A 22,899-nucleotide genomic window follows, 5' to 3' on the forward strand; every position below is an offset into this window, starting at 1 on the left:
AATGAACGAGAATTTATATAAGACAGGATAAAGTTGAAACAGAAGAGGAGAATCAAAATGGCAGGTTTATTAAAACGAATTTTTGAATCTGGGAAAAAGGATTTAAAATATTTGGAGAAAAAGGCAGATCAAATAGAAGCATTAGCAGATGAAACAGCAAGCCTATCTGATGAACAACTACGCGGAAAAACAGATGAATTCAAAGCGCGTTTTGCAAATGGAGAGACCTTAGATGATTTATTAGTAGAGGCGTTCGCGGTTGCTCGCGAAGGCGCAAAACGAGCACTCGGCTTGTATCCGTTCCGTGTTCAGCTCATGGGTGGCATCGTGCTGCATGAGGGTAATATTGCAGAAATGAAAACTGGTGAAGGTAAAACGTTGACAGCTACATTGCCGGTTTATTTAAACGCGCTTTCTGGCGAAGGAGTCCATGTGGTTACGGTCAATGAATACTTGGCTCACCGGGATGCAGAAGAAATGGGTGTGCTTTACGACTTCTTAGGTTTGCGAGTAGGACTCAACTTGAATTCTATGTCCAGTGAAGAAAAACGAGAAGCTTATCTAGCTGACATCACCTATAATACCAATAACGAATTAGGATTCGATTACCTGCGTGATAACATGGTTGTTTATAAAGAAGAAATGGTTCAGCGGCCATTATCTTTTGCCATCATCGATGAAGTCGATTCTATTCTTATCGATGAAGCGAGAACACCGCTGATTATTTCTGGAGAAGCAGAAAAATCTACGCTGCTTTATGTACGGGCAAATTCTTTTGTTACAACTTTAACAGCAGAAACTGACTTTACGGTCGATATCAAGACGAAAACGGTACAATTAACAGAAGAAGGAATGACCAAAGGGGAAAAATATTTTGGTGTAGATAACCTCTTTGATTTAGATAATACGGTGATTCTTCATCATATCGCGCAAGCACTCAAAGCAAATTACACGATGGACTTAGATGTCGATTATGTGGTTCAAGAAGACGAAGTGCTGATCGTGGACCAATTTACAGGTCGTATCATGAAAGGCCGTCGCTTCAGCGAAGGATTACACCAAGCTTTAGAAGCTAAAGAAGGCGTAACGATTCAAAATGAATCGAAAACGATGGCTACGATCACTTTCCAAAACTACTTCCGAATGTATAAGAAATTAGCTGGGATGACAGGTACAGCGAAAACAGAAGAAGAAGAATTCCGCGATATCTACAACATGCGGGTTATTGAGATCCCAACGAATAAAGATATTATTCGTGATGATAAACCGGATTTGATCTATACAACCATGGATGCGAAATTCAGTGCGGTCGTGGATGACATTGCAGAACGCCATGCCAATGGTCAACCAGTTCTTGTTGGTACGGTAGCAATCGAAACATCTGAATTGATTTCACAAAAACTAAAACGCAAAGGCGTAAAACATGATGTGTTAAATGCAAAACAGCATGAACGTGAAGCCGATATCATTGCCAAAGCGGGTGAAAAAGGTGCAGTTACGATCGCAACCAATATGGCCGGTCGTGGTACGGATATTAAACTTGGCGAAGGTACTGTAGAAGCTGGCGGTTTAGCGGTTATCGGTACGGAACGTCATGAATCACGCCGGATCGATAATCAGTTGCGTGGTCGTTCAGGTCGTCAAGGAGATCCAGGTGTAACGCAATTCTATCTTTCTATGGAAGATGAATTGATGCGTCGTTTCGGGTCGGACAACATGAAGAGCATGATGGAGCGCTTTGGCATGAGTGATGAAGCGATCCAAAGTAAAATGGTTAGCCGTGCTGTAGAATCAGCGCAAAGACGTGTAGAAGGAAACAACTTCGATTCCCGTAAACAAGTCTTGCAATATGATGATGTTTTGCGTCAGCAACGTGAAGTTATTTATAAACAGCGTTATGAAGTTATCAATGCAGACAATGGATTGCGTGAGATCATTGAGCAGATGATCGAGCGGACGATCAACCGCATTGTATCTGCTCATGCTTCCAGTCATGAACCAGAAGAGGAATGGAATCTACAAGCGATCGTTGATTATGTAGATGCCAATCTGCTGCCAGAAGGCGTTGTCACTACGGATAATTTAAAACAAAAAGATAGCGAAGAGATCCAAAACTTTATCTTTGAAAAAATCAAAGAAGCCTATAATGAAAAAGAAACACTTCTTTCACGAGAAGAGTTTAACGAATTTGAAAAAGTAGTCTTGCTTCGTGTAGTCGATACGAAATGGGTAGATCATATTGATGCGATGGATCACTTGCGAGAAGGTATTCATTTACGTGCCTACGGTCAAATCGATCCGCTTCGTGAATATCAATCTGAAGGATTTGCGATGTTTGATACAATGATCGATTCTATCGATGAAGATGTGGCGCGCTACATTATGAAAGCAGAGATCCAACAAAACCTTGAGCGGGAGCAAGTGGCAAAAGGCGATGCAGTCGACCCGTCAGAAGGAAAACCAAAAGCAAAACGTCAACCGATCAGAAAAGACAAACACATCGGACGCAACGACCCTTGCCCATGCGGCAGCGGCAAGAAGTACAAAAACTGTCATGGTAAGCTAGACTAGCCGACATAGAAAAGCGCCTTAGAAAAGGCGCTTCAGACTGAAGAAAAACACCATTTCAATCATTATTTTACTGTTTTCAGCTTGGTGAAAAATGATTAGATTCTAGGCAAAGCTGAGTACCGAAGCGGAGCGTACTTGTGTACGTGAGCATCGGAACGCAGGCTTTAACGACGAAGATGAGCGTTTTTCGCCAAGCTGAAGCGCCTTAGAAAAGGCGCTTTCTGTATGCAACCTAAAATAACAATCAAAAGGTGGAAAATAGAAATGGAATTAGCGGATATTCGTAATGAATTAGAACAAACGGCGGTACAAATCAAAGACTTTAGGGGGTCTCTTTGACTTAGAAAGCATGGAAGCCCGTATTGCCGAGTTAGAAGATCAAATGCTGGACCCGAGTTTTTGGAATGATCAACAAGGAGCTCAAACGGTCATCAATGAGGCTAATGGATTAAAAGACACGTATCAAGCGTTTCATCAATTAGAAGAACAACAGGAGAATCTGGAAGTCAGCTTAGAGCTTTTACGGGAAGAGCTAGATGCCGATCTAAAAGAGCAAGTGGAAGAAGAGTTGCAGACGTTTGTCCGCGAACTGAAAGATTTTGAATTGAAAATGATTTTAAGCGAGCCATATGACAAAAACAATGCGATCTTAGAAATTCATCCAGGCGCGGGCGGCACAGAATCACAAGATTGGGGATCGATGTTGCTGCGTATGTATCAGCGCTTTGCCGATAAAAAAGGATTCAAGGTTGAAATGTTGGATTATCAAGCTGGCGATGAAGCTGGGATCAAAAGTGTCACTCTGCTGATCAAAGGATTGAATGCTTACGGTTATTTAAAAGCAGAAAAAGGCATTCATCGTTTAGTACGGATCTCGCCGTTTGATTCTTCAGGCCGTCGTCATACATCGTTTGTTTCGGTAGATGTGATGCCGGAATTGAATGATGATATCGAGATCGAAGTGCGCCCTGAAGATTTGAAAATCGATACTTACCGCGCTACTGGTGCAGGTGGACAGCATATCAATACGACCGATTCAGCTGTTCGGATGACTCACTTGCCGACGGGGATCGTGGTTACTTGTCAATCAGAGCGTTCACAGTTGAAAAACCGGGAACAAGCAATGAAAATGCTAAAAACGAAACTATACCAAAAAGAACAAGAAGAAAAAGAACAAGAACTTGCAGCGATTCGTGGGGAACAAAAAGAAATCGGATGGGGTAGTCAAATTCGTTCATACGTTTTCCATCCTTATTCGATGGTCAAAGATCACCGCACGGAAGTCGAGACCGGAAATACACAAGCTGTCATGGACGGGGAAATCGATGACTTTATCAACGCCTACTTGCGTTCAAAGATAAATTAAGGAGTAAGTAATGAATAAAAAACGTCGTAAAAAGTCCTCTGCAAGGATAGTATCCAAATGGATGGAATATATATATGTAATCATAGGAGCAGCTATAATTGCGATTGCTTTTAATACGCTATTACTACCGAACCACGTGGCTTCGGGCGGTGTAAGCGGGATAAGCACGATTCTCAACTCGCTTACAGGCTGGACACCAGCATTTATTCAATGGGCGTTTAATATCCCTCTCTTTATCGCAGGCGTATTGTTTTTGGGCTATCAGTTTGGGATCAAGACATTTGTGGGAACGATGCTACTGCCACTATTCGTTTATCTGACGCAGCATTTCGATACGTGGACACATCAGCCACTCGTTGCTGCTCTGTTTGGTGGCGTGCTGGTCGGAGCAGGATTGGGAATCGTTTTCCGTGGCAAAGCTTCGACAGGCGGAACAGATGTTGTCGCACAAATATTGCATAAGTACACGCATCTATCCTTAGGTATATGTGTCGCGCTCATCGATGGCTTCGTGGTGGTTACGGCTATGGCTGTTTTTGACGTGGAATCTGGACTTTATGCGTTAGTTGCGCTATACGCAACTAGTAAAACCATCGATTTGGTGCAAGTAGGTCTCAACCAGTCGAAATCTGTCCTGATCATCTCAGAAAATCAAGATGCGATCCGGGAAGCAGTGCTTTATAAAATCGACCGCGGAATCACCCGATTATCTGCGCAAGGTGGTTATACAGATGATGAAAAGCAGATCCTGCTTTGCGTGATCGAGCAACGAGAATTTACCCGTTTAAAAGAAGTGATCAAAGAAATCGATCCGAATGCCTTTGTCGTGGTCATGAGCGCCAGCGAAGTATTAGGAGAAGGATTTACATTATAATGAAAAAGCTTGATACCGCAATGGTCTCAAGCTTTTTTTATAGTCGCGATAACTACCCGAAAAAAGGGAGAAGCAACTGTAATCATTTTTAATGTGGTTGTAATGTTAATTCTTAGTAAAAACATGTACAATTGGTACCAGTGGAAATTTCCAAGTTCCGCTCTGAAAGTATGAAAAATTACTTGTTACAAATCAATCAGTCAATGTAAAGCGCGACATATAACTGTAATGTAAATAACCTATAGATGAAAAACTAGAATGGTATAATGGAGCATGTGATGCAGGGATATGCCCTGCAGACATATATATCTTTCTAGAACTCAGGTTTGCATTGCTAAGTAATCTAAAAAGGAAAGGCATAGCAAGGTGATAACATGATACTCATGGAAGATGTATATAAAAAATATCCAAACGGCATTACAGCTGCGAACGGACTCAATGTACATATAAAACAAGGTGAATTTGTTTATGTTGTTGGACCAAGTGGAGCTGGGAAATCTACTTTTATCAAGATGATCTATCGTGAAGAACGTGCAACGAAAGGTAATATCAGAGTAGATTCTTTTGACCTGATCAATATGAAAAATCGGGAAGTGCCATATCTTCGTAGACACGTTGGAGTTGTCTTCCAAGATTACAAATTACTCCAAAGCAAAACCGTCTACGAAAACATTGCCTACGCAATGGAGGTAGTAGAAGCTGAGCCAGCCGTTATCAAGGAACGTGTCATGGAAGTGCTGGACTTAGTAAACTTGAAACATAAAGTTCGGATGTTGCCGGATGAACTGTCAGGTGGAGAACAACAGCGTATCTCTATCGCCCGTTCAATAGCCAACATGCCCAAAGTCTTGATAGCTGACGAACCTACAGGAAACTTGGATCCGGATACTTCGTGGGAGATCATGAATATCTTGGAAGAAATCAGCAATCGCGGAACGACCATCGTAATGGCAACGCACAATAAAGAAATTGTGAACACATTGAAACATCGTGTTATCGCCATCGAAAATGGACGAATCGTACGGGATGAAGAGCAAGGAGAATATGGCTATGAAATTTAGAACATTTGGGCGACACGTCAAAGAAAGTTTCAAGAGTATTTATCGGAACGGCTGGATGACATTTGCGGCAGCCAGTGCAGTAACTGTTACGTTGATCTTAGTGAGTGTGTTTTTCGCGATTTTGCTCAACGTCAATAAACTTGCATCCGATGTGGAGAACAACGTACAAATCAATGTACATATCAGTCTCGGCGCGAAACAAGCAGAACAAGATACATTGAAAAATCAAATCGAGCAGCTTAATGGAGTTGAAAAAGTCACTTTTTCTTCCAAGGAAGAACAACTTAAAAAATTAGTTGGCTTCTATGGCAAAAACTTCAACCTCTTCAAACAAAACAATCCGCTTTATGATGTTTTTGTGGTTCAAGCTGAAAAACCAGAACAAACGAAAATGGTGGCCGAAGAAATCCACCAACTGAAAAATGTCGACAATGTCGATTATGGTAAGAAAACAGTTGATAAATTATTTAACACACTTAAATGGGCAAGATATGGTGGAATCGTTTTAAGTATCGGCTTGGTACTAACAGCCATGTTCCTGATCTCGAATACGATCAAGATCGCTATCTTCTCTAGAAGAAGAGAAATCGAGATTATGAAATTAGTTGGCGCAACAAACTGGTTCATTAGGTGGCCGTTCATTTTGGAAGGTGCTTGGCTAGGTTTCATCGGAGCAATTATTCCGGTTATCCTAACATTCATTGGATATATCAATACGTATCGTATCGTAAATCCAAAATTAGCCAGCAGTTCACTTTCACTATTACCACCGACGCCATTCGCGTATGAGATCAGCGGTCTAGTAATCGCTATCGGAGTTGTTATCGGTATTTGGGGCAGCGCGATTTCCATTCGCAGATTCTTGAAAGTTTAATTTTAATAGTAGGTATATACCCGTGTAAACGAAAATAAAACAATAAGGCTAGGGAGCTTTAGGAGGTAAATTAATTGAAAAAAAATGCATTTGTAGCACTTTCACTTGCAGCAGTCATTAGTTTAACACCAGCGTTCACAACAAACGCTTTTGCGGACATCAACAAGGATATCCAAGCAAAAGACAGCAAAATCGATAGTTTGAAATCTAAAAAGGATGATTTACAAAGTACATTATCTGATCTGATTACTAAAATCGAAAAAACTAAAGAAAATGCAAAATCTTTACAAGTGAAATTCGATCAAACAAGTAAAGAATTAAAAGAATTGAACCAACAAATTAAAGTTATCAATGAACGTATCCAACAACGCCAAGAAGTTTTAAAAGAACGCGCACGTGCGATGCAAAAAACTTCTAACTCAAATACGTATGTGGACATCATTATCAATTCCGAAAACTTATCTGATTTGATCAACCGTGTATCTGCTGTAAATCAATTAGTTTCCTCTGACAAATCAATATTAGAAGAACAACAAAAAGATGTGAACGAACTTAAAGCGAAACAAGATTCCGTAAAAGAAAAACAAGCGGAACAACAAACTGCTATTCAAAAATACGAAGAAGAACAAAACAGCATTGAAAGCCAAAAAGCGAAAAAAGAAGCTTTAGTAGCGAGCATTGCTGCTGAACAAGCAAAAGCTGAAAACGAAAAAGCTGGTCTTGTAAGCGAACGTAACAAGCAAGCAAAAGCAGCAGAAGAAAAAGCAAAAGCATTAGAAGAAGCAACCAAAGCAGTAGCAACAACACAAGAAAATGATTCCGATAATACACCTGCTGTCACACATACTTCTAACAACGATAACAGCTCTTCTAACTCAAGCGCTTCACACAATTCAAAAAGCACTAGCAATACAAGCTCTTCATCTAACTCAGGCGGCGACAATTCGAGCGCTCCAGCAGGAAAAGGTTACGGAGCAATGATCGCAGATGCAAAAGCACAACTAGGAAAGAGCTACCGTTTAGGAGCAACTGGACCGGACGCATTTGACTGTTCTGGATTCACACAACATGCTTTCCGTGCCGCTGGAATTTCTCTTCCAAGAACTTCTGGTGCACAATATGGCGCAGCAACAAAAATCAGTGCAAGCCAAGCCAAACCAGGTGACTTAGTATTCTTCAGCTACGGTGGAGGAATCGCTCACGTTGGGATCTACGTTGGCGGTGGAACAATGATCAATGCGCAAAATGATGGCGTAAAATACGATAACATCACAAGCGGATATTGGGCTAAATATTTAGTTGGTTACGGTCGCGTAGCAAATTTCTAATAAGTAAGACCAATTAATGTGAATTTTAAAAATAGAAAAGTACCTTTGCGAATTTTCAGGGGTACTTTTTATTTTTCGGCAAAATAGAAAGGAACGAGTTATGAAAAAATTGATTTTACATATTGGATTGCTTGCTTTTTTGAGTGTTGGACTTATGTTTCAGCCTTTTAACGCACAAGCTGCCACTATAGGTGATTTGGAGAAAAAGCAGGAATCTATTAAAGACAAAAAAACGAATTTAGATAAAGAAACGCAAGAAAAACAATCGGAAATCGACAAATTAGAAGAACAAAAGAAAGATGCTTCCAAGGATTTGAATGAATTACTTGAGAATATCGAAAAAACGAATTTAAAATTAAAGAAACAGCAAGAAGCGGTTACAAAAGAAAAACAAGAGATCAAACGAATCGCGGATAAGATCCAAGCTTTGAAAAAAGAAATCAAGGCACGTCAAGAAGTACTCAATGAGCGCGCTCGGACGTTGCAAAAAAACGGAACAGCAGATAATTACTTATCCCTCTTGATGGATTCGGATGATTTTAGTGATCTGATCGACCGCGTTGGAATCGTAACAACAATCGTGAAAGCTGATAAAACGATCATGGATGAGCAAAATCGAGATAAGAATGATTTGAAAGATACGCAAGAAAAAGAAAAGAAACAACTTGCAAAAGTGAAACAGCTGGCAGAAGAGGTCAAGATCGCTCGAAATAATATGGAAAGTCAAAAATTAGAAAAAAACGATTTGATCCTAAACCTGGCGAAGAAAAAACATTTATCACAAAGTGAAAAAGCTACTTTAGAAAGTCAAAAAGGTTCTTTAAATGAAGCAGAATCGCAAGTGGCTTCAGCACTTACTTCAGAAAAATCTCGAATTGCTGAAGCAAAACGACAAGCAGAAGCAGAGAAGAAAGCGGCAAAAGCAGCTGATGAATCTAAACAGCAGACAGTCCAACAGCATGACACGGTTGCGCGTAGTGCGGGCTCATCTTCCAGCAGCACGGAAAAAACAGCGGATAACAGTGGTAATGGTATGTTTATTAAGCCAGCTGCTGGTATGCTGACATCGCCATTCAGCGATCGGACTAATCCAGTAACTGGTCAGCATGAATCGCATAAAGGACAGGATATCGCTACAGGTGGAACGGTTCCTATCCATGCAGCAGCTTCTGGAACAGTGGTTTTTGCTGGATTTGGAGTTTCCGGAAGTGGTTATGGCGGTTATGGTTATGTCGTAGAAATCAATCATGGCAACGGCTACCAAACGCTTTACGGACACATGAAAGCTGGAAGCCTAAAGGTGACAGCAGGGCAGCACGTGAGCCAAGGCCAAGAAATCGGGATCATGGGAGCGACTGGTCAAGCGACTGGTCAGCATCTGCATTTTGAAATCCATAAAAATGGTGTACCGGTCAATCCTGCACCGTACCTATAAAAAATCGGGAAAATGGCTTTTTGGATGTTATTTGATCCAAAGGGCCATTTTTTTGCATAAACACGAAACTGTTTTTCTGAAAGTTTTAACATAATGATATTATTTTATGCTATTATAAAAGGAACAGTTATAATTAGGGAAAGGGGAACACAATGGGGATAGTAGCTTTGTTTTTAGTGGTTTTATTAGTGCTGAACGTGTTCTTTGCAGCCGTTACTGTCTTTTTGGAAAGACGTGATACATCTGCGACATGGGCATGGCTTCTAGTATTGACTTTTATTCCAATATTGGGGTTTCTCATCTATTTGATATTCGGCAGAAAGTTATCAAGGAAAAAAATATTTGATTGGAAAGGTCAGGAAAAAATCGGCTTGAAAGAGTCGACCGCGAATCAAATCGATTTGATCCGCCAGAAAGAATTTCCATTCAGCGATGACAATGTTAAGAAACATCGTGATTTGATTTATTTACTGCTTGTCAATGATGGGGCAATTTTAACGCAAGATAATGATGTCGATATTTTTGTCGACGGACACGAAAAATTTGATGCATTGGTGCGCGATATGGAAAATGCCACCGATCATATCCATTTGCTATATTATACGTTCCGCTCGGATAATTTAGGGAAACGTATTTTGGAAGTACTGGAGCGTAAGGCAGCTCAAGGCTTAAACGTGAAGGTCGTTTATGATGCAATGGGTTCCAGAACAACAAAGAAATCTTTTTTTAAACAATTAGTGAAAAATGGCGGAGAAGTGCATCCGTTTTTCCCCTCTAAATTTCCGCTTATCAATTTCCGACTGAACTATCGCAATCACCGTAAGCTGGCGATCATCGATGGAAAGACTGGTTATATTGGTGGGTTCAATATTGGGGAGGAGTACCTCGGACTAGCGAAGAAATTCGGCTATTGGCGCGATACACATTTGCGTGTGAGTGGAAAAGCGGTCTATGCGATGCAAACGCGATTCATCATGGATTGGAATTCAGCGAAGCCGCTGCAGAAACTAGATTATAAATCCCGTTATTTCCCAGCATTCTACGGAGAAGGGCAGTCTAGCATGCAGATCGTTTCAAGCGGACCAGATTCCGATTGGCAGCAGATCAAGAACGGTTATATCAAAATGATCAATTCGGCGAAAAAATATATTTATCTGCAAACGCCTTACTTTATTCCGGATGCGAGTTTGTTGGAAGCGCTGAAAATCGCTTCTTTATCTGGCGTAGATGTACGCATCATGATCCCTAATAAGCCGGATCATGCCTTCGTATATCGGGCGACGACGAGTTATATCGGTGAACTTATTGAAACTGGTGCGAAGATCTTTATTTATGATAATGGCTTCATCCATGCTAAAACAATGGTAGTCGACGGCGAGATCGCTTCTGTCGGTACTGCCAATATGGATTTTAGAAGTTTCCGGTTGAATTTTGAAGTCAATGCTTTTATTTATGATAAAAAACTGGTACAGCAATTAGAGGATATTTATTTGGAAGATATCTTGAAGTCTTATCAACTGACAAAGGAACTTTATGTCAGCCGTTCGCTTTGGATCAAATTCAAAGAAGCGGTAAGTCGGTTATTATCTCCTATACTATAAAAAAGAAAGGCTGGAATCCGCATGAACTTATGGATAGAAATTCTCGCAATGATCGGCAGATTGTTTATGCAGCCAGTACTCTATATTACTGTGTTGGCTACGCTGCTAGTAGGCTATAGACGCGTAAGACAAGAACGAAGATATTTCCACGTGGGGATCGCTCCTGCGGGGCAAGAACTGAAACGATTATTTGGCTACGGACTATTAGTCGGACTGGTGATTTCTATTATCAGTATCGTGGTTGGAGGAACCGTTACATATGAATGGCTGGTGCTGTTCAACTGCGTAAGTGTCATCAGTTTGCTGATATTTGCTTTCCGATTGCATTCAGCGGCGATCTTACTTGGTGTAACGAATTTGCTTTTTTACATTTTACTGTTCAATAAATGGGAGATTCCGGCATTGATAGGATTCCCTAGTAAAAAAGGGGCAGTTTTGGAGGATCCGTTGATGCTCTCGTTGACTGTGCTGCTGAGCGTATTTCTCTTCGCGGAAGCATTGCTGATTTTTGTGACGAAGCGCAAAGGAAACATGCCGACATTACGCAAAAGCCGGCGTGGCAAATTAATAGGTGCTTTCCAATTGAAAAAATTGTGGTTTATTCCGGTCGTTTTATTCATCCCCGGAAGTGTCATTGTAGGCCTGTTTGACTGGTGGCCGGTCTTATCGATCGGGTCACATACCTTCGCATTAGTGATCGTTCCTTTTGCTTTCGGGTATCAAATGGAGGTGCAAGGGGAAGAGCCTGTTCAAGCTGTGAGAAGATTAGCGAAACATGTCTTGTTACTGGCGATCGTGGTAGCAATATTGGCCGGGTTGAGCTTTGTTTGGCCGATCCTTACATTGGCTGCAGCGCTTGTTGCGATCATCGGTAGGATCGTAATCTCAATCATGCAGACCAGACGTGATCGACATTTACCAAAACGCTACGCTCCACAAGCAGATGGTCTTATGCTCTTAGGCGCAAAAGCAGGATCTCCAGCGGAAAGAATGAATTTGATAGCAGGCGATAAAATCGTCGAAGTGAATGGCAAAAAAGTGGCGAATAGGGAACAGTTTTACGCCGCACTTAATCTCAACCGCGCTTTCTGCAAGCTTAAAGTACTGGATACGAAGCAAGAGCCGCGGATCGAGCAAACGGCGCTTTATGAAAATGAGTCTTATGAATTAGGCGTTTTATTAGTGGAACCGAAATAGAAAGCCGGTGCTTATCTGGGGAAATGATAAGTACCGACTTTTTTTAAGTTTGTGTAAAGAATAAGTGTTTTCGGTACCATATTTGTAAATTCATGCTATATTTTAGTAAAAGAACGAATAAAGGAGAACCGATATGACGAAGATCCTTGTAGTAGATGATGAACTTTCGATTGTAACATTATTACAATTTAATATTGAAAAAGCAGGTTTCGAGGTTATTACAGCTTCTGACGGGCAAGAAGGATACGAATTAGCCATTGCTGAAAAGCCTGATTTGATCGTACTTGATTTGATGCTGCCAGGAATGGACGGAATCGAAGTAACTAAAAAATTACGCTCGGAAAAAATCGATGTACCGATATTGATGCTAACGGCGAAGGATGAAGAACTGGATAAAATCATCGGACTAGAGCTTGGGGCCGATGACTATTTGACAAAACCATTCAGCCCGCGTGAAGTAGTAGCTCGAATCAAAGCGATCATGCGCAGAACGGAAAGCCGAAAGGAAGCTGCGGAGGAAACCGAAAGCCCGACGGCGGAATTAACGATTGGAGACTTACACATTTTCCCTGAGAGTTATGAAGCTTACCGCGGAGATCAACTCTTAGAACTTACTCCGAAAGAATTCGAACTGCTGCTTTTCCTAGCAACCAACAAAGGTAAGGTATTTTCTCGTGATCAGCTTCTTGATGCGGTTTGGAACTATGATTATATTGGGGAAACACGGATCGTTGATGTTCATGTCAGCCATTTGCGGGAAAAAGTGGAACCGGATACGAAACGTCCGCTTTACATCAAAACGATCCGCGGCTTCGGTTACAAAATGGAGAATATGAAATAATGAAAAAGTTATGGATGAAGATAGGGGTCAGTTTTATCAGTCTGTTCTTTATCGTTATTGTCTGCATCGGATTTGTTTCCGGTGAATTTATTCGGACTACATATATTGAAAATAAGGAAAAAGAGCTGCAGGATGATGCACGTATCTTGATCGAGTCAAGTCGTCTTGAAGATAGTACAGATCTGCAAGGTGATGGAGCAGCATTGCAGAAGCAACTCATGCCTTTTAACAAGAAAGTCGAAGCTCGTATCACCGTTATCAATAAAAATGGGAAAGTGCTGGCGGATACGAAAAAAGATCCTGCTAAACTGGAAAATCATGCTAATCGGCCGGAAGTTCGAGCGATTTTAAAAAGTGGCGAAGATCTAGGCGTAGCAACACATCGCAGTCATACATTGGGCTATGGGATGTTGTATGTAGCTGTTCCGATCCTGCATAATGACCAGATCACCGGTGTGGTTCGAGTATCGGTATCGCTGGATTCGGTCGAAAAAGCTGTTTTTCAATTATGGGAAAACTTAGCGATCGTCTTTGGAGTAGCGATAATCATTATTGCATTAATTAGCTTGTGGATCGCAAGACGAGTAACTAAACCGGTCCAAGAGATCATCGAAGTATCTGAAAACCTGGCGCAACATCGTTATAACAGCCGTATCCGAGGCCGTGCGAGTGGGGAACTCCAAGACTTGGCTATAAGTGTCAATGCTTTAGCAGAAAGCTTGGAATCACAAATGCAGGCAATCAAGCAAAATGAACAACGTTTGACTGCGGTTCTCCAAAATCTTGTCAGCGGCGTTATGCTGATAAATAATGACAAGATGGTCATCATGACAAATAAAATGATGTACGAGTTGCTTGATACACCTTCTATCGCTGGCAAATATTACTACGAGGTCATCAAAAGCTTTGCACTTACCCAATTAGTAGAAGCAGCCATTCAGACGAAATCATTACAACGCGAAGAGATCACGCTATATTTCCCGAAAGAGATGACATTAGACGCCAACGTATCGCCGATTCTGACTGATCAAGGGGAGATAACCGGATTGATCCTGCTGCTACATGATATCACCCAAATCAAGCATTTGGAAAATGTTCGGACAGAATTTGTCACGAATGTTTCGCACGAACTCAAAACACCCGTTACTGCGCTCAAAGGTTTTGCGGAAACGCTCTTGGATGGCGCGATGTATGATGAAGCACTCTTGAAAAAATTCCTAGGTATCATGAAAGATGAGAGCGACAGGCTCCATCGACTGATTTTAGACATTTTAGCGTTATCAAGGATCGAGCAGCATGCCTTGCCTATCAATCAAGAAGTGGTCGATATTTACCAGACCATCACAGAAGCAGCGCAGACAGTGACCGAATCAGCCAAGCAAAAAAACATTGATTTAGTCTTACCGCATGCAGCTAAACCACTGCCAATCGAAACGGATAATGACAAATTGAAACAAATCATCATCAATCTGGTTTCCAATGCGGTGGCGTATACGCCGGAAAATGGAACAGTGAAAGTTGATGTGGAAGAAAGCCCGCATGAAGTCCTGTTTACGGTGGCAGATAATGGAATTGGAATACCAGCTAAAGAGATCGAGCGAGTATTTGAACGCTTTTATCGCGTGGATAAAGCGCGCAGCCGGTACTCCGGGGGAACAGGACTGGGACTTTCGATCGTGAAACATTTGACGGAACAGCTGGGCGGAAGAATCGAAGTAGCAAGTGTTGAAGGAGAGGGAACGACTTTTTCTATCCACTTGCCAAAAACAAAATAATAGAAAGGCGCGGGGTATAATACATCTCGCGTCTTTTTTGATACCTAAAAATAATAACGCTTTACATTCTTATCTATATCTTTTAGAATGTAAGTGAGTAATCACTCATTTTAGTAGATGGAGGGATGAAAGGTGAGCATATTGATCGAAACAAACAACCTCAATATTAAATTTCAAAAGAAACAAATTTTAAAGGATGTTGCGATTCAAGTAAAGCAAGGTGAAATCTACGGGCTGATTGGGCCTTCCGGTGCCGGGAAAACAACACTGGTGAAAGCGATCATCGGGATGGAAAAGGCGAGCAGTGGAGAAGTGATAGTGCTGGATGCCAAGATGCCGACCTTAACAGTAATGAAGAAGATCGGGTATATGGCACAATCGGATGCCTTATACACCGAATTGACTGCGTATGAAAATTTGGATTTCTTCGCGTCGCTTTATGGCTTAAAAAAAACATATAAAAAAGAAAGAATCACCTATGCTGCGGAAATAGTTGGATTGACCGCAGAAATGAAGAAAAGAGTGGCAGATTTTTCCGGTGGTATGAAAAGACGTCTGTCATTGGCGATTGCTCTACTCGTTGACCCAGCCGTTTTGATATTAGATGAGCCGACAGTTGGAATCGATCCCGAACTCCGCAAGTCGATCTGGGAAGAATTACGAAAGTTGAAAGAGAGTGGCAAAGGGATCTTGGTAACGACGCATGTCATGGATGAAGCGGAAAAATGCGACCGGTTGACAATGATCCGAGAAGGCTGCGTTATCGCGACTGGCTCGCCGCAAGCGCTGAAAGAGCAGACGCATAGCGCTGAATTGGAAGAAGCATTTTTGAGATTTGGGAGGGATGAATGATGCGGATCGCAGCCATTGTAAAACGGATCATGAATCAATTTCGCCGCGACAAGCGCACATTGGCGCTTCTGTTTTTAGCACCATTACTCTTACTTACACTACTTCACTTTTTATTTCAAAGTGACAGCATTACACCGAATGTCGGGATTCAAGGATTATCCGCCACTTTTACAAAAACACTGCGGGATACAGATATGACGCTAAAAACGATTTCTTCCGATGTTTCCGCGGACAAGCTCATCAAAGAAAATGACTATGATGCCGTGATCATCAAAAAAGGGAAGACGCTCACGCTTACTTTTCAAAACGACGACCCGAATAAAACCAAAGAAATCGCGCAGAAATTTCAGCAAGCATTGAAAAAGAGCGAACAAAAGCAATTTACTGCGACAACGAAAGAAATGACACAAACAATTAAGGAATTGCAGCAAGTTGTCAAACAACTTCCACAAGGGCCACAGCTCAAACAGCCGAAAATCAGCAAACCGCAACATCTCAAGGTCCATACTAACTATGTATATGGAGATAAAGATACTAGCTATTTCGACACGATCGCGCCAATCTTCATCGGCTTCTTTGTTTTCTTCTTCGTCTTTCTGATCGCAGGAATCTCATTCTTGAGGGAGCGAACCACTGGAACATTGGAGAGATTGATGGTGACGCCGATCAAGCGGTTCGAATTGGAACTTGGATATCTGATTGGTTTTGGTATCTTTGCCGTTATCCAATCGGTGCTGGTGGTTTTTTATGCGGTCAACGTATTGGGGATGATCGCAAATGGTTCGATCTGGTACGTCCTGCTGATCACACTATTATTGGCATTTGTATCCATGGCGCTGGGGATGTTGCTTTCGACCTTTGCCAGCAGCGAATTCCAAATCATTCAATTTATTCCGATCGTGATCGTACCGCAAGTATTGTTTTGTGGCATCTTTTCGATCGAAGGAATGGCAAACTGGCTTCAGTGGATCGCTCACATCATGCCATTTTATTATGGTGCAGATGCTTTGCAAGCTGTTATGATAAAAGGACAAGGGTTCTCAGCGATTCAATATGATATAGGCATATTATTACTTTTTGCGATTGGTTTTTTGATTTTAAATATGTTTGCACTTAAAAAATATCGAAAAATGTAGAAAGAGGGATCAGTGTGGCGGAAAAAATAAATTTACTGCAGTTGGTGTTAGAGGCAGCAGAAGAAGAAAAACAGTTAAGCCCAAAACAAAAAAATATTCTTATAGCTGCAATTGCTCTTTTTGCAGAAAAAGGTTATGCGGCAACAAGTACAAGTGAGATCGCCAAGCTGGCAGATGTAGCAGAAGGGACGGTATTTCGCCACTATAAAACTAAAAAAGAACTCTTGCAGGCAATTACCACACCTGCTATTCTTGGAAAGATCGTGCCGCCAGTTGCCGAAGAGTTTAAAAGCGAAGTATTGATCCAGGCGTATCCAAGCTTTGCTTCATTTTTGAGGGAAATTATCAAAAATCGTTTTGCTTTTGTAGATGAAAATAGCCAGATCATTAAAATATTCGCCATGGAGCTTTTTTATCAAGAGGATCTGCGCGAGCGGTTCATCGGTATTTTTTCCACCAGAGTCAAACCGACTTTAGTAAAAATCATCCAGCATTACAAGGCGCAAGGAGAGTTGGTCGATTTGCCAGATGATACGATTCTGCGGGCGATATTAACTAATGTGATCGGTTTTCTGCTCACTCGTTTCTTCCTCGCTCCAAATATTTCTTGGGAAGATGAAGTTGAAGTAGAAAACACGATTCTTTATATAACGAAGGGAATCGTAAAGAAATAATGACCAAGCAGGACATGGGCACAGCGCCGGTGTCCTTTTTTAATTGCAAACGCAATGTTTTGAATAGTTTCTGTAACGAAATTTACAGAATATCGATATAAATTTTAACATTTACATTATCTTAACATTTGCTACATAATGCCTTAACGCTGCTACTTTATAGTAAAGACTGTAAGAACTAACTACTAAAACTAATTAAGGTGGGAAATAAAAAATGAGAAAACGTTTATTTGGGATAGTGGCATTATTGGGAGCAGTACTACTTATTTTCAGTGCATGTGGAAATAGTGGTTCGAATTCTTCAAAAGCAGATAGCAAGAAATCAGATACATCCGGAACGATCACAGCAGTCGGCTCTACAGCATTACAACCATTAGTAGAAGCAGCATCCAAAGATTTCACTAGCAAAAACCCGAAAGCACAAGTTAACGTACAAGGCGGCGGTTCTGGTACTGGACTTACACAAGTACAACAAGGCGCAGTCGATATCGGTAACTCAGATGTATTCGCAGAAGAAAAAGATGGCGTAGACGCTTCTAAAATCGTAGATCACAAAGTTGCAGTTGTTGGTATGGCTCCTGTAGTAAACAAAGACACAGGCATCACAAACTTATCTCAAAAACAATTGATCGATGTTTTCACTGGTAAAGTGAAAAACTGGAAAGAAGTTGGCGGGAAAGATGAAAAAATCACGATCATCAACCGTGCTGAAGGAAGCGGTACTCGTGCTGTTTTCGAAAAATGGGCATTAAAAGGTGCAACTCCGGTCAAAGCACAAGAACAAGATTCTTCAGGAACTGTTCGTAAAATCGTTACTGAAACAAAAGGTTCTATCAGCTACCTAGCATTCTCTTACATTGATGATTCCGTAGTTGGCGTATCGATCGACAACGTGAAACCAACAGAAGACAACGTGGCAACGAACGATTGGAAAGTTTGGGGATATGAACACATGTACACGAATGGTGAAGCAAAAGGCTTAACTAAAACATTCATCGACTACATGCTTTCCGGTGATGTTCAAGATTCGCTAGTAGGCAAATTAGGTTACCAATCCATCAAGTCCATGAAAGTAGAAAGAACAACAGACGGCAAAGTAACAGACGTAAAATAAAAATTCCAACTGAACGTCTATCCTTCCAGCGATAGGAGGGATAGACGCTTCATTTATTTAGAAACAGGGGAGCAAGAAAGGAGCTTACGCAATTGGAAGCAATATCTAAGACAAGTAAACGAAAACACACTTCCAAAAAAGCACGCTTAGAAACAACAGGTAAAGTCATTACATTTATCTGCATCGCCATTATGGTGATCGCAGCTATTTCAATATTATACTTTGTCATCTCGAAGGGGCTAGCAACTTTTTTCACTAATAAAGTCTCGTTCATTGATTTTATTAGTGGCAAAAACTGGAACCCAACAAAATTAGACAGCGCAGGAAATGCATTAGTCGGTGCACTTCCGATGATCATCGGTTCATTTGGGGTAACTCTCTTTGCAGCCGTGATCGCGGCACCACTTGCGATCGGAGCAGCCGTATTCATGGTCGAGATCTCACCTCGCTTTGGAAAAAGGATCTTGCAGCCGGTAATGGAATTATTAGTTGGTATCCCTTCCGTTGTTTACGGGTTTATCGGACTAAGCGTTGTCGTGCCATTTATTCGGGAACACATCGCTGGCAGCGGTTTTGGTATCGCAGCAGCAACAGTCGTTCTAACAGTTATGATCTTGCCAACCGTCACCTCGCTTAGTGTCGATGCGATCAAAGCTGTTCCGACTTCTTATCGCCAAGCTTCTCTTGCTCTAGGTGCAACGAGATGGCAAACGATCTGGAGAGTTATTTTACGAAGTGCTCGTTCCGGACTGCTTACCGCCGTTGTGTTCGGTATGGCTCGTGCATTCGGTGAAGCACTTGCCGTCCAAATGGTCATCGGGAATTCAGCAGTCATCCCGACTTCCTTATTTGAACCGGCTTCCACGCTGACCAGTATCCTCACAATGGGGATGGGCAACACGGTCATGGGAACCCTCGATAATAACGTACTATGGTCGCTTGCAATGGTACTTTTAGCAATGTCATTAGTGTTTATCTTGATTATTCGGTTTATCGGACGTAGGAGGAAAGTGAAATGAATGTTAAAACAAAAGACAAGATCGCTACCGTGATATTTTATTTGATCGCTTTCCTTATCGTCTGTGTGCTAGCAGGTTTACTCGGCTATATCCTTGTAAAAGGACTACCGGAGATCAGCTGGAAATTTCTTTCGACACCACCACAATCATTCCAAGCAGGCGGCGGGATCGCACCTGAGATCTGGAATTCCTTTTATATGCTAGTCATCACAATGATCATCTCTGTACCAATCGCGATCGGTGCAGGAATCTATATGTCTGAATATGCCAAACAAAACTGGATCACTGATTTTGTAAGAACGATGATCGAAGTTTTATCTTCCTTACCATCCATTGTCGTCGGCCTATTTGGCTTTTTAGTATTCGTTATTCAAATGGGCTGGAGCTTCTCCGTCCTTTCCGGAGCTCTGACGCTGACGATCTTTAACTTACCGCTCTTGATACGCGTTGTTGAAGATGCACTGCGCTCGATCCCGGATGCACAGCGGGAAGCAGGGTTGGCATTAGGACTTTCACGCTGGGAAACGATCACACGCGTATTAGTTCCAGCTGCTCTGCCGGCAATTATCACAGGCGTTATTCTTGGTGCCGGAAGAGTATTCGGAGAAGCTGCAGCACTGATTTTCACCGCAGGGCAAAGTACGCCTATTCTTGATTTTACAAATTGGAATCCATTCAGCGCAACTTCACCGCTCAATATTTTCCGCCCAGCAGAAACACTTGCAGTCCACATCTGGAAAATCAACGGGGAAGGGGTCATGCCTGACGCAGCCGCTGTATCTGACGGTGCTTCAGCAGTCTTGATCTTATCTGTCTTGATCTTTAACATCCTAGCAAGAATAGTTGGTCGCATCCTGTATAAACGGATGACATCAGCCTGATGACGAGAAGGAGTGAAAAGAAATGATAACAGCAAAAAACCATCATGCTATGGCAACGGAAGACTTGCATGTATATTATGGCGATAATCATGCCATCAAAGGAGTCAGCCTGCCATTTGAAAAAAATAAAGTCACCGCACTGATTGGACCTTCCGGCTGTGGTAAGTCCACATATTTACGCGCCCTCAATCGAATGAACAATGAAATCGACGGTTGTAGGATGGAAGGACATATCTGGTATGGTGACACAGATATCAATCGACCAGAAGTCGACCTTTATCAAGTAAGAAAAGAAATCGGGATGGTTTTCCAAAAACCGAATCCGTTCAGTAAATCGATTTATGAAAATATTGCTTTTGCATTAAAACGGCATGGTATCAAAAATAAAAAAGAATTGAACGAACGCGTCGAAAAAAGTCTCCGCGATGCAGCGCTTTGGGATGAAGTAAAAGATGAACTGAATAAAAGTGCCTTGGCATTATCAGGTGGGCAGCAGCAGCGGCTTTGTATTGCCAGAGCAATCGCAATGGAACCACAAATCTTACTTCTCGATGAACCGGCGTCAGCGCTTGATCCAATCTCAACAAGCAAGATTGAAGATCTGATAGCAGAGTTGAAGAAAAAATATACGATCGCGATCGTGACACACAATATGCAACAAGCCGGTCGTATCTCTGATTACACTGCCTTCTTCTATTTAGGAGAAGTCGTGGAGTTTGCAGATACTGTACAAATTTTTACAAATCCACAAGAGAAAAGAACGGAAGCCTATATTTCCGGGAATTTCGGTTAAGGAGGGGAAACCATGACAACGACATTAAATAATACCGAAACAGCAGTAGATGTAACCGATCTAAATTTGTTTTACGGTGAGAAGCAAGCACTTTTTAATGTGAATCTTGCCATCAAGCAAAACAAAGTCACTGCCTTGATTGGACCTTCAGGTTGTGGAAAGTCGACCTTTCTGCGGACACTTAACCGGATGAACGATTTGATTCCATCTGTGAAAACGACTGGGAAAATCGAATTAGGAGATCATAATATCCAGCAGCCTAAAGTGGACTTCGTCGATCTGCGTAAGAAAGTCGGGATGGTATTCCAACAGGGGAATCCGTTTCCCTTTTCGATCTATGACAATGTCGCTTACGGCCCACGTATGCACGGCGTGAAAAACAAGAAAGAATTAGATGCGATCGTGGAAGAAAGCCTGCGTAAAGCAGTGCTTTGGGACGAAGTAAAAGATCGTTTGAATGAAAGTGCTTTAGGGATGTCAGGCGGACAGCAACAACGTTTATGTATTGCCCGCGTGCTTGCTGTGAAGCCAGATATTATCTTGATGGACGAACCGACTTCTGCACTAGACCCGATTTCAACAGCAAAAATAGAAGAATTGATCTTGGAATTAAAGAAAGATTATACGATTATTATTGTAACGCATAATATGCAGCAAGCTTCTCGAGTATCAGACGAAACCGCGTTCTTCTTAAACGGAAGAATCGTAGAGTTTGCAGATACGACGACGATTTTTACCAACCCGCATGCAAAGGAAACAGAAGACTATATCTCAGGAAGATTTGGATAAGGAGGACAAACCATGACAGTTCGGAGAAATTTCACAGAACAGCTTAATGACTTGCATCAGCATTTATTAGAAATGGGAATGTTGGCAAATGAGGCGGTTATCAAAGCAGTAAAAGCATTAGTAGAACGCGATACCGCCATGGCCGATCAAGTGATCGCAGAAGACAAAGCGATCAATCATATGGAGCTTGAATTAGAACATACTTCCTTTGAATTGATCGCCTTACAGCAGCCGGTCGGTGGAGATCTGCGTAAGATCGTAACCGTCTTAAAAACGACCTCTGATTTGGAACGGATCGGTGACCATGCCGTCAGCATTGCTCGAATGACACGGAAAATCGGTGACAGTAAAGTTGTTCAGCCGATACCGGAAATCAGTGAGATGGGCGCGATCGTAAAAGACATGCTTCATGACGCCCTAAATGCATACTTGGCAGAAGATGACGAATCTGCTCGAAGCGTGGCAGAGCGGGATAACAAAGTCGATGCGCTACACAAAGTCGTATATGAAAAATGTATCGCCTTTATGCAGGCGCACCCAGATGATCTGGAAGAAGCATCTCGCCTGCTGTTTGTCGCTCAATACTTAGAACGAATCGGCGACTACGTGACCAACGTCTGCGAATGGGTCGTTTATCTGAAAAGCGGTCAAATTGAAGATTTGAATCGTTAGAAAAAGCTCTATAACTTGCGGAATCATTCCTATTTAGCTATGATAT

At 41.8% G+C, this 22,899-nt stretch carries 20 protein-coding genes; all 20 read left to right on the plus strand.

Going from position 1 to position 22,899, the window contains the following annotated elements:
* Positions 1-57 precede the first annotated feature (57 nt).
* The 20 genes from secA to phoU all read left to right on the plus strand — a co-directional run bounded on the left by secA (position 58) and on the right by phoU (position 22,853).
* Positions 58-2,571, plus strand: a complete 2,514-nt coding sequence (gene secA, locus HMPREF0556_RS11685) for a preprotein translocase subunit SecA (RefSeq protein WP_003758854.1) — start codon at positions 58-60, stop codon at positions 2,569-2,571.
* 264 nt (positions 2,572-2,835) lie between these two features.
* A protein-coding gene (gene prfB / locus HMPREF0556_RS11690; protein WP_139028115.1) for a peptide chain release factor 2 occupies positions 2,836-3,937 on the plus strand; the annotation gives its coding sequence in 2 pieces (ribosomal slippage) (positions 2,836-2,907 and positions 2,909-3,937; 1,101 coding nt in all).
* Positions 3,938-3,947: 10 nt separating this feature from the next.
* The gene (locus tag HMPREF0556_RS11695) at positions 3,948-4,811 is read left to right on the plus strand and encodes a YitT family protein (RefSeq protein WP_003758859.1); all 864 of its coding nucleotides are present in this window, start codon (positions 3,948-3,950) and stop codon (positions 4,809-4,811) included.
* A 374-nt stretch (positions 4,812-5,185) separates the two neighbouring features.
* Entirely contained in the window at positions 5,186-5,872 is a 687-nt protein-coding gene (ftsE, locus tag HMPREF0556_RS11700) for a cell division ATP-binding protein FtsE (RefSeq protein ID WP_003758860.1), read from the plus strand.
* On the plus strand, positions 5,862-6,746 hold the full coding sequence (gene ftsX, locus HMPREF0556_RS11705; RefSeq protein WP_036105629.1) for a permease-like cell division protein FtsX: 885 nt from the start codon (positions 5,862-5,864) through the stop codon (positions 6,744-6,746). The genes ftsE and ftsX overlap by 11 nt, the downstream gene beginning before the upstream one ends.
* 74 nt (positions 6,747-6,820) lie before the next feature.
* A complete protein-coding gene (locus HMPREF0556_RS11710; RefSeq protein ID WP_003758866.1) occupies positions 6,821-8,074 on the plus strand; it encodes an NlpC/P60 family protein in 1,254 nt (417 codons plus the stop codon).
* A gap of 109 nt (positions 8,075-8,183) precedes the next feature.
* The gene (locus HMPREF0556_RS11715; RefSeq protein WP_040486887.1) at positions 8,184-9,509 is read left to right on the plus strand and encodes a murein hydrolase activator EnvC family protein; all 1,326 of its coding nucleotides are present in this window, start codon (positions 8,184-8,186) and stop codon (positions 9,507-9,509) included.
* A 152-nt stretch (positions 9,510-9,661) separates the two neighbouring features.
* Complete coding sequence (cls, locus tag HMPREF0556_RS11720) at positions 9,662-11,110, plus strand: cardiolipin synthase (RefSeq protein ID WP_003758870.1); 1,449 nt, start codon at positions 9,662-9,664, stop codon at positions 11,108-11,110.
* 21 nt (positions 11,111-11,131) lie between these two features.
* Positions 11,132-12,307, plus strand: a complete 1,176-nt coding sequence (locus tag HMPREF0556_RS11725) for a S1C family serine protease (protein ID WP_003758872.1) — start codon at positions 11,132-11,134, stop codon at positions 12,305-12,307.
* Positions 12,308-12,440: 133 nt separating this feature from the next.
* Positions 12,441-13,148, plus strand: a complete 708-nt coding sequence (locus HMPREF0556_RS11730; protein WP_003758874.1) for a response regulator transcription factor — start codon at positions 12,441-12,443, stop codon at positions 13,146-13,148.
* Positions 13,148-14,923: a two-component system histidine kinase PnpS gene (pnpS, locus tag HMPREF0556_RS11735; RefSeq protein WP_003758876.1), complete on the plus strand. Its 1,776-nt coding sequence runs from the start codon at positions 13,148-13,150 to the stop codon at positions 14,921-14,923. Before HMPREF0556_RS11730 ends, pnpS begins: the two co-directional genes overlap by 1 nt.
* Positions 14,924-15,055: 132 nt before the next feature.
* On the plus strand, positions 15,056-15,775 hold the full coding sequence (locus HMPREF0556_RS11740) for an ABC transporter ATP-binding protein (RefSeq protein WP_003758879.1): 720 nt from the start codon (positions 15,056-15,058) through the stop codon (positions 15,773-15,775).
* Positions 15,775-16,911, plus strand: a complete 1,137-nt coding sequence (locus tag HMPREF0556_RS11745) for an ABC transporter permease (protein ID WP_036105646.1) — start codon at positions 15,775-15,777, stop codon at positions 16,909-16,911. The genes HMPREF0556_RS11740 and HMPREF0556_RS11745 overlap by 1 nt, the downstream gene beginning before the upstream one ends.
* A 14-nt stretch (positions 16,912-16,925) precedes the next feature.
* Entirely contained in the window at positions 16,926-17,585 is a 660-nt protein-coding gene (locus HMPREF0556_RS11750; protein WP_003758885.1) for a TetR/AcrR family transcriptional regulator, read from the plus strand.
* 214 nt (positions 17,586-17,799) lie between these two features.
* Entirely contained in the window at positions 17,800-18,699 is a 900-nt protein-coding gene (locus tag HMPREF0556_RS11755; protein WP_003758888.1) for a phosphate ABC transporter substrate-binding protein, read from the plus strand.
* 92 nt (positions 18,700-18,791) lie between these two features.
* Entirely contained in the window at positions 18,792-19,718 is a 927-nt protein-coding gene (gene pstC, locus HMPREF0556_RS11760; RefSeq protein ID WP_003758890.1) for a phosphate ABC transporter permease subunit PstC, read from the plus strand.
* Complete coding sequence (gene pstA, locus HMPREF0556_RS11765) at positions 19,715-20,599, plus strand: phosphate ABC transporter permease PstA (RefSeq protein ID WP_003758893.1); 885 nt, start codon at positions 19,715-19,717, stop codon at positions 20,597-20,599. The genes pstC and pstA overlap by 4 nt, the downstream gene beginning before the upstream one ends.
* A gap of 22 nt (positions 20,600-20,621) precedes the next feature.
* The gene (pstB, locus tag HMPREF0556_RS11770; protein ID WP_003758896.1) at positions 20,622-21,392 is read left to right on the plus strand and encodes a phosphate ABC transporter ATP-binding protein PstB; all 771 of its coding nucleotides are present in this window, start codon (positions 20,622-20,624) and stop codon (positions 21,390-21,392) included.
* 12 nt (positions 21,393-21,404) lie between these two features.
* The gene (pstB, locus tag HMPREF0556_RS11775) at positions 21,405-22,181 is read left to right on the plus strand and encodes a phosphate ABC transporter ATP-binding protein PstB (protein WP_003758898.1); all 777 of its coding nucleotides are present in this window, start codon (positions 21,405-21,407) and stop codon (positions 22,179-22,181) included.
* 12 nt (positions 22,182-22,193) lie between these two features.
* The gene (phoU, locus tag HMPREF0556_RS11780) at positions 22,194-22,853 is read left to right on the plus strand and encodes a phosphate signaling complex protein PhoU (RefSeq protein ID WP_003758900.1); all 660 of its coding nucleotides are present in this window, start codon (positions 22,194-22,196) and stop codon (positions 22,851-22,853) included.
* The last annotated feature ends 46 nt before the right edge of the window (positions 22,854-22,899 follow it).

It is taken from the genome of Listeria grayi DSM 20601 (assembly GCF_000148995.1).
In the GTDB taxonomy this organism is placed as follows: Bacteria; Bacillota; Bacilli; order Lactobacillales; family Listeriaceae; genus Listeria; species Listeria grayi.

What these genes read in the sequence shown, in the direction of transcription:
- pstA (WP_003758893.1), top strand. Translation starts at nt 19,715, where the DNA reads ATGAATGTTAAAACAAAAGACAAGATCGCTACCGTGATATTTTATTTG.
- HMPREF0556_RS11755 (WP_003758888.1), top strand. Translation starts at nt 17,800, where the DNA reads ATGAGAAAACGTTTATTTGGGATAGTGGCATTATTGGGAGCAGTACTA.
- HMPREF0556_RS11730 (WP_003758874.1), top strand. Translation starts at nt 12,441, where the DNA reads ATGACGAAGATCCTTGTAGTAGATGATGAACTTTCGATTGTAACATTA.
- HMPREF0556_RS11725 (WP_003758872.1), top strand. Translation starts at nt 11,132, where the DNA reads ATGAACTTATGGATAGAAATTCTCGCAATGATCGGCAGATTGTTTATG.
- pstB (WP_003758896.1), top strand. Translation starts at nt 20,622, where the DNA reads ATGATAACAGCAAAAAACCATCATGCTATGGCAACGGAAGACTTGCAT.
- secA (WP_003758854.1), top strand. Translation starts at nt 58, where the DNA reads ATGGCAGGTTTATTAAAACGAATTTTTGAATCTGGGAAAAAGGATTTA.
- pstB (WP_003758898.1), top strand. Translation starts at nt 21,405, where the DNA reads ATGACAACGACATTAAATAATACCGAAACAGCAGTAGATGTAACCGAT.
- ftsX (WP_036105629.1), top strand. Translation starts at nt 5,862, where the DNA reads ATGAAATTTAGAACATTTGGGCGACACGTCAAAGAAAGTTTCAAGAGT.
- ftsE (WP_003758860.1), top strand. Translation starts at nt 5,186, where the DNA reads ATGATACTCATGGAAGATGTATATAAAAAATATCCAAACGGCATTACA.
- pnpS (WP_003758876.1), top strand. Translation starts at nt 13,148, where the DNA reads ATGAAAAAGTTATGGATGAAGATAGGGGTCAGTTTTATCAGTCTGTTC.
- HMPREF0556_RS11695 (WP_003758859.1), top strand. Translation starts at nt 3,948, where the DNA reads ATGAATAAAAAACGTCGTAAAAAGTCCTCTGCAAGGATAGTATCCAAA.
- cls (WP_003758870.1), top strand. Translation starts at nt 9,662, where the DNA reads ATGGGGATAGTAGCTTTGTTTTTAGTGGTTTTATTAGTGCTGAACGTG.
- phoU (WP_003758900.1), top strand. Translation starts at nt 22,194, where the DNA reads ATGACAGTTCGGAGAAATTTCACAGAACAGCTTAATGACTTGCATCAG.
- HMPREF0556_RS11745 (WP_036105646.1), top strand. Translation starts at nt 15,775, where the DNA reads ATGCGGATCGCAGCCATTGTAAAACGGATCATGAATCAATTTCGCCGC.